At 32.9% G+C, this 11,947-nt stretch carries 7 protein-coding genes and 2 tRNA genes; 5 read left to right on the top strand and 4 right to left on the bottom strand.

The annotated features are described in order from the left end of the window. The first annotated feature begins 93 nt into the window (after positions 1-93). The 5 genes from HUE53_RS13935 (at position 94) to HUE53_RS13915 (ending at position 7,382) form a co-directional block, all read left to right on the top strand. Complete coding sequence (locus HUE53_RS13935; RefSeq protein ID WP_014164309.1) at positions 94-1,308, top strand: RsmB/NOP family class I SAM-dependent RNA methyltransferase; 1,215 nt, start codon at positions 94-96, stop codon at positions 1,306-1,308. 20 nt (positions 1,309-1,328) lie between these two features. After that, the gene (locus HUE53_RS13930) at positions 1,329-2,444 is read left to right on the top strand and encodes an endonuclease (RefSeq protein WP_014164310.1); all 1,116 of its coding nucleotides are present in this window, start codon (positions 1,329-1,331) and stop codon (positions 2,442-2,444) included. An 82-nt stretch (positions 2,445-2,526) separates the two neighbouring features. Further along, positions 2,527-4,914 carry an endonuclease gene (locus HUE53_RS13925; RefSeq protein ID WP_014164311.1) on the top strand — a complete coding sequence of 796 codons (2,388 nt, stop codon included), beginning with the start codon at positions 2,527-2,529 and terminating at the stop codon, positions 4,912-4,914. A 459-nt stretch (positions 4,915-5,373) separates the two neighbouring features. Then, a complete protein-coding gene (gene lpdA, locus HUE53_RS13920; protein ID WP_065213705.1) occupies positions 5,374-6,762 on the top strand; it encodes a dihydrolipoyl dehydrogenase in 1,389 nt (462 codons plus the stop codon). A gap of 305 nt (positions 6,763-7,067) precedes the next feature. Then, positions 7,068-7,382 (top strand): rhodanese-like domain-containing protein, encoded by a 315-nt coding sequence (locus HUE53_RS13915; RefSeq protein WP_014164313.1) that lies wholly within the window; start codon positions 7,068-7,070, stop codon positions 7,380-7,382. A 581-nt stretch (positions 7,383-7,963) separates the two neighbouring features. On the opposite strand, the gene HUE53_RS13910 is transcribed toward HUE53_RS13915, so the two are convergent. From HUE53_RS13910 to HUE53_RS13895, 4 genes are all read right to left on the bottom strand, one after another. Next, complete coding sequence (locus tag HUE53_RS13910; RefSeq protein WP_014164314.1) at positions 7,964-8,686, bottom strand: LOG family protein; 723 nt, start codon at positions 8,684-8,686, stop codon at positions 7,964-7,966. A gap of 71 nt (positions 8,687-8,757) precedes the next feature. After that, a complete protein-coding gene (uvrA, locus tag HUE53_RS13905) occupies positions 8,758-11,589 on the bottom strand; it encodes an excinuclease ABC subunit UvrA (RefSeq protein ID WP_014164315.1) in 2,832 nt (943 codons plus the stop codon). 175 nt (positions 11,590-11,764) lie between these two features. Further along, positions 11,765-11,838, bottom strand: a tRNA-Arg gene (locus tag HUE53_RS13900). Between the two features lie 24 nt (positions 11,839-11,862). After that, positions 11,863-11,936, bottom strand: a tRNA-Arg gene (locus HUE53_RS13895). Positions 11,937-11,947: the final 11 nt, after the last annotated feature.

Raw genomic sequence — 11,947 nt, 5'->3', positions numbered from 1 at the left:
AATAATTTCTTTATAGTTTTAAGAAATAAAAAAGGGAAGAGTCTTTATAAGCTTATAACTTTATTATATATTTGCGCCCTCAAAATTAATGATATGCGATTACATAGAAACCTTGTTTACACGACTATAGACTCTTTAAATGCCATTTTTAACGAAGGAGAATATGCTGATAAAGTAGTAGCTAGAGCCCTAAAAAAAGATAAACGATGGGGGAGTGCTGATAGAAAGTTTGTCGCTGAAACAATCTATGAAATAGTAAGATGGAAGCGTTTATATGCAGAAATTGCCGATGTAAAAGAACCTTTTAATCGTGAAAATTTGTGGCGAATGTTTGCTGCTTGGGCTGTTTTAAGAGGGTATCCTATACCTGATTGGACCCAGCTACAAGGCACTCCAGAGCGTAAAATAAAAGGACGTTTTGATGAATTATCTAAAAAACGTGTTATAAAAGAGTCTATTCCTGACTGGATGGATGCTCTTTGCGTAAAGGAATTAGGCGAAAATGTTTGGAGCAAAGAAATTAAAGCTCAAAATGAACAAGCAAAAGTAATCTTACGAGTTAATACTTTAAAAACGACCAAAGAAAAGTTACGCGCCATCTTGATGGATTTAAATATAGAAACAGAATTCTTAAAAGACCAGCCTGATGCTTTAGTGTTGAAAGAACGTGCAAATGTATTCTTAACAGAAGCTTTTAGAGAAGGGATGTTTGAAGTGCAAGATGCTTCATCGCAATTAGTAGCTCCATTGTTAGATGTTCAACCTGGTATGCGTGTAGTAGATACTTGTGCAGGAGCCGGAGGAAAAACACTCCATTTAGCGTCTATCATGCAAAATAAAGGACAATTAATTGCTTTAGATTTATACGAAAGCAAATTAAATCAATTAAAGTTAAGAGCACGTCGTAATGGCGTTCATAACATTGAAACCCGTGTAATTGAAAATTCTAAAACAATCAAAAAACTTCATGGAACTGCTGATCGTGTATTGATAGATGCTCCTTGTAGTGGCTTGGGGGTTTTAAAACGAAATCCAGATAGCAAGTGGAAATTACAACCAGAATTTATAGACAATATTCGTAAAGTACAAGCTGAAGTTTTAGAAAATTATTCTAAAATAGTTAAGCCAGGAGGGAAGTTAGTATATGCCACTTGTTCTATACTACCGTCTGAAAATCAAGAACAAATTCAAAAATTTTTAGCAACAGAAAGCGGTCAAAATTTCACCCTTATTAATGATTACAAAATATTAGCCCATCAAACAGGGTTTGATGGGTTTTATATGGCATTATTAGAAAAAAAATCTTAATCTAAGTTCATAATTAGTATATGAAAAAGAATTATCTTTTTTTTATTTTTATTTTAAGTTCCTTTTTTGGAATTGGACAAAATTGTCCTAATGATTTAAAAACGTATTATTCCTCTGCAACAGGAGTGGGTTATATTTTAAAAACACAACTTTATAATATTATTAAAGGTCATACTGTAATTAGTTATACGCCTGGGTTATGGAATTTATACTATACTTCGGATGTGAATTCTGATGGAAAAGTCTGGGATATATATTCAAACTGTAATTTTGTTTTTGGAGCTCCTCTCTTAACAGGAGGAAATCAAGATGACGGAAAAGGAGGAAAAGTTGAATGCGAAAGATATAATAGAGAACATACTTTTCCTAAAAGTTGGTTTGGTGGTTCATCAGGAATGCCTATGTATACAGACGCATTTCATGTTATGCCTACGGACAAAAAAGATAATGGAATGAGAGGAAGTATACCTTATGGAATTGTAGGTAATAATCCTACTTATGTAACAAATAACAATTCCAAAATAGGAATTTGTACGGCTCCCAACACACCCACTAATCTTACCGTCTTTGAACCTGCAGATCAATATAAAGGAGATATAGCAAGAAATTATTTTTATATGGCTACACGCTATGAAGATAAAATTTCAAATTGGCAAAATATTACAGTTGATGCAAATGCTGTTTTAGATGGATCTAATGATCAAGTTTATGAAAAATGGTATCTAGACTTAATGATAACATGGCATCTTCAAGATCCCGTTAGTCAAAAAGAAATTGATAGAAATAATGCAGTTTGTGCCGCACAACATAATAGAAATCCTTTTATAGATCACCCAGAATACGTTTGTCAAATATGGTCAGCACAATGTCAAGCTTTATCGAATGCTGAATTTCAATTACAAACCAATATTAGTTTATATCCCAACCCATCCAATGGAGAATTAATAAAAATTAATTCAGAAATCGAATTAGATGAAATTCAAGTATACAACATAAACGGGCAGCTGATACAAAAAGATAAAAATCCTATAAAGAAAGGAGAAAGCTATGATTTAGTAGGTTTATCGAGAGGATTTTATCTGGTAAAATTGACTTCTGGAACTCAATCTGTAACGAAAAAAATTATCGTACAATAAAAAAGTGGCGCATAGCCACTTTTTTTATATCTATATTTTTAAATAAATTAATTATACACCCAAAACAATTTAAAAACAACCAATGAAATCAAAAACTACTTTTTTTGCACTTTTCTGTGCATTAGTGGGGCATGCACAAGCCCCTTCTGGGTACTACAGTTCCGCTACAGGTTCTGGTTATACCTTAAAAACACAATTGTATAATATTATCAAAGACCATACGGATAAAGGGTATGCTGGACTTTGGACTACTTATCAAACTTCTGATAGAGATAAAGAATACGAAAATGATAATTCAATCATTGATGTTTATTCTGAAAACCCTACGGGAGTAGATCCTTATGTATACCAATATGGTACAAACCAGTGCGGAACTTATTCAGGAGAAGGCGGATGTTATAATCGAGAACACATGATTCCGCAATCCGTTTTTAATAATGCAGCACCTATGGTATCCGATGCACATTTTATTCCACCTACTGATGGTAAGGTTAATGGAATGCGATCTAATTATCCTCACGGAATGGTAGCTGTTCCTAGCTGGACATCAAGAAATGGAGGGAAATTAGGATCAAGTGCTGTTTCAGGTTATACAGGTACCGTTTTTGAACCAATCAATGAATTTAAAGGGGATATTGCTCGTATGTATTTTTACTTTGCTACACGCTATGAAAATACAGTTGCTAATTATTCTTCTTATGAAATGTTTAACAGGACTTCAAATCAAGTTTTTGCAAAACCTTTCTTAGATATGTTATTAAAATGGCATGCACAAGATCCTGTAAGTGCTAGGGAAATTGCCAGAAATAATGCTATTTATGCTCGTCAAGGCAATCGAAACCCATTTATTGATAATCCTAATTATGTAAATCTTATTTGGGGAGGTTCTACTGCTGATACAATAGCCCCTACCGTACCGTCTGATCTGACATCTTCAGGAATAACAACGACCGCTTGTACTTTATCATGGACTGCATCTACAGATAATGTTGGTGTAACCAGTTATAATGTGTATCTAAATGATGCTCTAAAAATAACGGTTACAGGTACTAATGCTATTATAACAGGATTAACAGCTTCTACTTCTTATTCATTTACAGTAAAAGCAAAAGACGCTGCGGGAAATTTGTCAAATGCGAGTACAATATTAAATGTTACAACAGCTACTGGTACTGATACGGTTGCTCCTTCAAATCCTACGAACTTAACGGCTTCAAATATTACAACAACAACTTGTACATTATCATGGGGAGCTTCAACAGACAATGTAGGAGTAACGGGATATGATGTATATCAAGGAACAATATTAAAAACTTCTGTTGCAGGAACTACTACTACAGTTACAGGATTAACAGCTTCTACTTCTTATCCATTTATAGTAAAAGCAAAAGACGCGGCAGGGAATGTTTCAGGATCAAGTAATGTATTAAATGTTACAACAGCTACAGGTGCTGATACGATTGCCCCTTCAAATCCTACAAACTTAACGGCTTCAAATATTACAACAACAACTTGTACATTATCATGGGGAGCTTCAACAGACAACATAGCAGTAACAGGATATGATGTATATCAAGGAGCAATATTTAAAACATCCGTTACAAGTACTAGTGCTACTATAACAGGACTAACAACTTCCACTAGCTATTCATTTACAGTAAAAGCAAAAGATGCAGCAGGGAATGTTTCAGGATCAAGCAATCTATTAAATGTTACTACAAAAGCTAATGTAACTTCTGTTTCTGATTTATATTTTTCAGAATACTTAGAAGGATCTTCAAACAATAAAGCTTTAGAAATTACTAATAAAACAGGTGTTTCTGTTAATCTATCTTCTTACGTAATAAAAAAGCAAACCAACGGATCCGGTTCGTGGAGTACAGGTTTAAAATTAGCAGGTACATTAGCTGATAATCAAAAATTTGTAATTGTAAATAGTTTAATAGCGTCATCTTGCTATTCTTCTACATTGGCTAATTTATCAACCACTGCTGGAGAAATGGCTTATAACGGTAATGACGCTATAGGATTGTTTAAAAATGGTATTTTAATAGATATTATTGGTAAATTTAACGGAGGCACTGCTGATTTTTCAATAGACGAAACAATGAGAAGAAAAACAACAGCGGTTGTACCAAACACTACTTTTAATAAAAATACAGATTGGGATATATACGGTGTTGATATTTGTTCAGGCTTAGGAAATAGAATAGGAAAATCAACCCCAAATAAAAAAGAAGTAAATATAAAATTATATCCAAATCCAACAACTGGAAATTTTCAAATAGTTTTTGAAGATTTATCACAAAGATATACAGTTGAAATTTATACGACTTTAGGGAAAAAAATTCGTGAAATCGCAGGAATTACTTCTGGATCAATTTCTGTTAACGATTTATCTAAAGGAATTTATTTAATAAAGATAAATCAAAATGATAATTCTGTTATTAAACAAGTTGTAGTAGAATAAAAAGATACCGTAAAATTAAAATGAGGGGATCTAAAAAGTTGTAATCTTTCATTTCGACTAAAGAAAGGCTCGGACGAGGCTAACAGGCGAAATGATATAATGTCTAGTATGACTTCTGAAGTAAGAAAAGTTATGCACTAAACGTTAAGTTGCTACTTTTTAGATCCCTATTTTTTTATAGCCCCCCTAGTTTACCCAAGACTGCGTATTAGAAATTTATTACTACAGATAAAATTTCCCATTCATTTGATCTCTTCTTTGCCTTTTTATCTTTATCACAAAGGCTGACGCACAATCGGGATTTAAATAAGTATAGAATTAGAAAAAATAAACCAATAGAAAGTCATATAGTTTATTAATTCTATAATTAAACATAAAAACATAATTGATGTATTTTTTTATTATACCATAAATTATATTTATTTTCGTGCTCTGAAAAACTTGAAAAATCAAAATAAAATGAAATACGATATTATAGTTTTAGGTAGTGGACCAGGTGGTTACGTTACTGCTATTCGTGCATCTCAATTAGGCTTTAAAGTAGCTGTTATTGAAAAAGAAAACTTGGGAGGTATTTGTTTAAATTGGGGATGTATACCAACAAAAGCCTTGTTGAAATCCGCTCAAGTTTTTGATTACCTAAAACACGCTTCTGACTATGGTTTAAAAGCGGATAATGTAGATAAAGATTTTGGTGCTGTAATTACTCGCTCAAGAGGTGTTGCTGAAGGAATGAGCAAAGGGGTTCAGTTCTTAATGAAGAAAAATAAAATTGATGTAATTGACGGTTTTGGAAAGGTTAAACCTGGAAAAAAAGTAGAAGTTACAAATAAAGAAGGTCAAATAACTGAATATACTGCTGACCATATTATTATAGCTACAGGTGCTCGTTCACGTGAATTGCCTAATTTACCACAAGATGGTAAAAAGGTAATTGGATACCGTCAAGCAATGACATTGTCTGAACAACCTAAAAAAATGATTGTGGTAGGTTCTGGAGCCATCGGAGTAGAATTTGCACATTTTTATAATTCAATGGGAACAGAGGTAACAATTGTTGAATTTATGCCTAACATCGTTCCTGTAGAAGATGAAGATATATCAAAACAATTTGAACGCTCTTTAAAAAAAGCAGGAATCAATATTATGACCAATGCTTCAGTTGAAAAAGTAGATGCTACAGGAGAGGGAGTAAAAGCAACAGTTAAAACCGCTAAAGGAGAAGAAATACTAGAAGCCGACATCGTACTTTCTGCAGTAGGAATTAAAACCAATATAGAGGGAATAGGATTAGAAGATGTTGGAATTGCAACTGATCGCGATAAAATTTTAGTAAATGATTACTATCAAACCAATATACCAGGGTACTACGCAATAGGCGATGTAACTCCAGGTCAAGCATTAGCACACGTTGCTTCAGCAGAAGGAATTCTTTGTGTTGAAAAAATTGCAGGCTTACATGTTGAGCCACTAGACTATGGAAATATACCAGGTTGTACTTATGCAACTCCAGAAATTGCTTCAGTTGGTTTAACAGAAAAAGCAGCCAGAGAAAAAGGATACGAAATAAAAGTAGGAAAATTTCCGTTTTCGGCATCTGGTAAAGCATCAGCAGCAGGAACAAAAGATGGTTTTGTAAAAGTTATTTTTGATGCTAAATACGGCGAGTGGTTAGGTTGTCACATGATTGGTGCTGGTGTAACAGATATGATAGCAGAAGCTGTTGTAGCTCGTAAGTTAGAAACTACAGGACACGAAATTCTAAAAGCAGTGCATCCGCATCCTACCATGAGCGAGGCTGTAATGGAAGCTGTTGCAGATGCTTATGGAGAAGTTATCCATTTGTAACATATATCTTTAACATGTTAAAATAGGGGATCCTAGAAGGGCGGAATCTTGTTACTTTAACCAAAGAGAGAATTTATATAGTCTTAATAATAAAATCTCCACAAATGTTGAAGTGACAAGATAGACCCTAATTTATCATCTTTAGATAACCTCTTTTTACTACGACCATTTGTTGAAATAAAAATTTGGTATGAAAAAGATCTTTTTAAACGTGTAATGATCTATGATTAAACAATAAGAAAGTTTTAGATTTTTTTTAGTTGAAAATTTATAGATCTTTTTTAAATTTGATAAAAACAAATATTATGGATTTAAAGCAAGAAGATTGGTGGACTAAATTACAAGAGGATACTAATGCAGTCGTATTAGATGTGCGTACAGCGGATGAGTGTATAGATGGAATTATCCCTAATGCTGTAAATATAGACATTTATAAAGGTCAAGGTTTTATTTATCAATTAGAAGAGTTAGATAAAACTAAAAATTACTATGTATATTGTAAGGCAGGAGGACGTAGTGCTCAAGCATGTAATATAATGAATCAAATGGGATTTAATGTTACTTATAACCTAATAGGAGGTTTTTCAGAGTGGGATGGTCCAGTAGATCAATTGAAATAAATTATAATAAATACTTCAAATATTTTAAAAAAAGCTATCTAAAGGTAGCTTTTTTTGTTTTGTATTATGCCCATAAAATTAATTTTAGAGAAGTTGTACCATTTACACTTTAAATTTTCTTTTTAAAAATAGTACCTCTACAAAAGCAACAAAAATTAGTGTTGGTTCTCGATGCGCTTCGCGCTTGAACGAACGATGATTTCAATTATATATACTCAACCGCCTGTTCGAGTTGTTTTTAAAATGAAAAAGAACGTATCGAGAACTTTACTTTTTAATCCAGTATCTTTTAAGTTTAAATGGTATAATAATAAAAATAAAACCATTTAGATCAAATTCAAATGTACTTTTGAATAAAATAAAAAAGATTTTTTAAATTGATTCTAGGGAATATTGAATTTTATTTATAGAAAAAGAGTATCTAAAAAAGTTAAAACTCAATATCTAGTTCGTCACTTCAACGATAGGAGAAATCACATTTTTAGCATTATGCGATTCCTTCCTATGTTCGAAATGAGAAGGTTGTAGCTTTTTTGGGCAACCTCTTTGGTATTATAAACCTCCTTTTAAAAAGGTTTTAATTAAAAGTTAGGGGATAAATTATATTTCTTATAAAAATTATCTAAAGCTTCTACAACTTCATCTTCTGTATCTACAATTTTTATTAAGTTCATGTCTTCAGGATTTGCATTTTTTTGCTTGTCTATCATAACGTTTTTAATCCAATCAAGTAACCCGCTCCAGAATTCTGTTCCAACAAGAATAATTGGGAAACGACCTATTTTTTTTGTCTGAATTAATGTAATGGCTTCAAAAAGTTCATCTAAAGTGCCAAATCCGCCAGGCATTACAACAAAGCCTTGGGAATATTTCACAAACATTACCTTGCGAACAAAGAAATAATCAAAATTTAAATTTTTATCTTTATCAATATAAGGATTGTAATGTTGTTCAAAAGGAAGTTCAATATTTAAACCTACTGATATTCCTTCACCACGATGTGCTCCTTTATTACCTGCTTCCATAATACCAGGACCACCACCCGTAATAACGCCATATCCCGCTTTGGTGATTTTATAAGCAATTCTTTCTGCTAATTGATAATATTTATCCTCTGGTTTTGTTCTTGCTGAACCAAAAATAGATACACAAGGCCCTATACGAGCCATGGTTTCGTAACCATTTACGAATTCAGACATGATTTTAAAAATAGCCCAAGAATCGTTTGATCGTATCTCGTTCCAAGTTTTTTGTTTTAGTTTGTCTTGGATTCTTTCGTCTTCATTTGAAAATATTTCTTTCATCTTCTTATTATTGAGAGTCTTTAGGATTGACTCAGTTATTATTAGTATAAATTTTTTAAAAAATCAGCCAACTAAGATAATTCTTTTTTCAAAAATTGTGCGGTATAACTTTTTTTATTTTTAATTATTTCTTCGGGGGTTCCTTTTGCAATAATTTCACCTCCGCCTTTTCCGCCTTCATATCCTACATCTATTATATAATCAGCTAGTTTTATTACATCTAGATTGTGTTCTATGATTAAAACAGTATTGCCTTTATTAACTAATTTATGAATAACTTCCATTAACACGCGAATGTCTTCAAAATGTAAACCTGTAGTAGGTTCATCCATTATATAAAAAGTATTTCCTGTATCTTTTTTTGAAAGTTCTGTAGCTAATTTAATTCGTTGAGCTTCACCTCCTGAGAGGGTTGTACTTTGTTGTCCCAATGTAATATACCCCAATCCTACATCTTGAATTGTTTTAATTTTTCGGTAGATTTTTGGTATGTTTTCAAAGAAATCAACAGCTTCATCTACAGTCATATCTAATACGTCTGAAATAGATTTACCTTTATAACGAATTTCTAAGGTTTCTCTATTAAAACGTTTTCCTTGACATGTTTCGCATTCTACATATACATCAGGTAAAAAACTCATTTCAATAGTACGAACTCCACTTCCTTCACAGGTTTCACAGCGTCCACCAGCCACATTAAAACTAAAACGTCCGGGTTTGTATCCTCTTATCTGTGCTTCTGGGGTTTGTGTGTATAAAGATCGAATTTCTGAAAAAACATCGGTATAAGTAGCAGGATTAGATCTAGGAGTACGGCCTATTGGGCTTTGATCTATATCAATTACTTTGTCAATGTGTTCTAAGCCTTCAATTTTTTTATAGGGTTGTGGTTTTTTTACCGCATTAAAAAAATGGTGATTGAGGATAGGGTAGAGGGTTTCATTAATTAGAGTTGATTTACCCGATCCAGAAACGCCTGTTACACAAATCAATTTGCCTAATGGAAACTCTATAGAAACGTTTTTTAAATTATTGCCCGTTGCACCTGTAAGTTTGATTTTTTTACCATTTCCTTCACGACGTTTTTCAGGAATTTCTATTTTCATTTTACCACTCATGAATTGAGCTGTAATCGTATTTTCTTTTAATAAGTTTTGTGGGGTTCCTTGGCTGATAATTTGCCCGCCATAACGTCCGGCTTTAGGGCCTATGTCTATTACATGATCGGCTCTTTCTATCATATCTTTATCGTGTTCTACAACTAAAACGGAGTTGCCGATATCACGTAATTGTTCTAGGGAGCGAATTAGTTTTTCATTATCTCTTTGGTGCAAACCTATACTCGGTTCATCTAAAATATATAATACGCCTACTAGTTGTGATCCAATTTGTGTAGCCAAACGAATGCGTTGTGCTTCACCACCAGAAAGGGATTTAGAACTTCTACTTAAAGAAAGGTAGTTTAGTCCTACATCTACTAAGAATTGTAAACGAACTTTAATTTCTTTTACTATTTCTGAAGCAATTGTTTTTTGTTTTTCAGTTAAATAATCTTCTAATGTGTTAAACCATTCGCTTAAGTCAGCTATATCTGTATTGGATAGATCTTGGATATTTTTATTATTAATTTTAAAGTATAATGCTTCCTTTTTTAATCGAGAGCCATGGCATTCAGGGCAGCTTACTTCATCCATAAAATCTTTAGCCCAGCGTTTTATAGAGGTAGACTCTGTTTCGTCGTGCTGATTTTTAATAAAATTAGCAATTCCTTCAAATTCAATTTTGTACTCTTTTGTTACACCTGCTGTTTTTGAAGTAATACTAAATTTTTCATTGCCCCCATTTAAAATCATATTCATGGCTTCCGAAGAAATGGTTTCAATTGGGTCAGTTAGTTTAAAGCCAAATTTTTCGCCTATGGTTTCTAATTGTTTGAAGATCCAAGTGGATTTATATTCACCTAGCGCTATAATTCCTCCACTTTTGATGGATATTTTGGAATCTGGAATAATTTTTTTTAGATTAACTTCATTTACAGTTCCTAATCCATTACAACGATCACAAGCTCCCTTAGGCGAGTTGAAAGAAAATAAATTAGGTTCTGGATTTTGATATGAAATTCCAGTAGAAGGACACATTAAGTTTCGACTAAAATATCTGATTTCTCCTGAATCTTGGTCTAAAATGATGAGTACATTTTCTCCATGATACATGGCTGTTTTAATGCTTTCCATTAATCGCTTTTCGCTATCTGAGGATTTGTCTACAGCTAAACGATCAATAACAATTTCAATATCATGGGTTTTGTAACGATCTAATTTCATTCCTGTTACAATGTCTTGAACTTGTCCGTTGACGCGTACTTTTAAGAACCCTTGTTTGGCTATTTGTTGAAATAACTCAGCATAATGTCCTTTACGAGCACGAATAATGGGAGCCAAAATATTGATCCTCTTTTTGTCGAAATTTTGGAGAATCAAGTCCTTGATTTGTTCATCAGAATATGAAACCATTTTTTCGCCAGTATTATAACTATAAGCGTCTCCAGCACGAGCAAAAAGCAAACGAAGAAAATCGTAAATTTCGGTAATAGTCCCTACAGTAGAACGTGGACTTTTGCTTGTTGTTTTTTGTTCAATAGCAATTACAGGGGAAAGACCATCAATTTTGTCTACATCAGGACGCTCTAGTCCGCCTAAAAACTGACGAGCGTAGGCTGAAAAAGTTTCGATATAACGTCGTTGTCCTTCAGCATAAATAGTGTCGAATGCTAACGAAGATTTTCCAGAACCCGATAAACCTGTAATAACAACTAATTTTTCACGAGGTATGGTAATATCAATATTTTTTAAGTTGTGTGCACGAGCACCTATAATTTCAATAGTTTCCTCTGTATGTTGCATAATTTAAAGCAAAACACAAAGGTAGTTTTTTTGGGTTAAATAAGAGATGTAATAACTTTTTAAAATTTGTTAAAGAATTTTGTGAAATAAAAGGGGATCTTTTTAAATCAGACTTGATCCTAAATAATAATTCAAAAATAGAAGGTATAAAAAAAGCCCACTGTTGTGAGCTTTGTGACCTCGACAGGATTCAAACCTGTAACCTTCTGAGCCGTAATCAGATGCGCTATTCAGTTGCGCCACGAGGCCATTATAAGTATTTATTTAGTTTTGTGACCTCGACAGGATTCAAACCTGTAACCTTCTGAGCCGTAATCAGATGCGCTATTCAGTTGCGCCACGAGGCCATTAAATGAAT

This window comes from Flavobacterium columnare (assembly GCF_014844295.1).
Classification (GTDB): Bacteria; Bacteroidota; Bacteroidia; order Flavobacteriales; family Flavobacteriaceae; genus Flavobacterium; species Flavobacterium columnare.
Note: the sequence above shows the minus strand (reverse complement) of the source record. Positions and strands in the feature narration are given on the sequence as shown.

Excerpts from the sequence above, each read along its gene's own strand:
- HUE53_RS13935 (WP_014164309.1), top strand. The coding sequence starts at position 94 with ATGCGATTACATAGAAACCTTGTTTACACGACTATAGACTCTTTAAAT.
- HUE53_RS13930 (WP_014164310.1), top strand. The coding sequence starts at position 1,329 with ATGAAAAAGAATTATCTTTTTTTTATTTTTATTTTAAGTTCCTTTTTT.
- HUE53_RS13925 (WP_014164311.1), top strand. The coding sequence starts at position 2,527 with ATGAAATCAAAAACTACTTTTTTTGCACTTTTCTGTGCATTAGTGGGG.
- lpdA (WP_065213705.1), top strand. The coding sequence starts at position 5,374 with ATGAAATACGATATTATAGTTTTAGGTAGTGGACCAGGTGGTTACGTT.
- HUE53_RS13915 (WP_014164313.1), top strand. The coding sequence starts at position 7,068 with ATGGATTTAAAGCAAGAAGATTGGTGGACTAAATTACAAGAGGATACT.
- HUE53_RS13910 (WP_014164314.1), bottom strand. The coding sequence starts at position 8,686 with ATGAAAGAAATATTTTCAAATGAAGACGAAAGAATCCAAGACAAACTA.
- uvrA (WP_014164315.1), bottom strand. The coding sequence starts at position 11,589 with ATGCAACATACAGAGGAAACTATTGAAATTATAGGTGCTCGTGCACAC.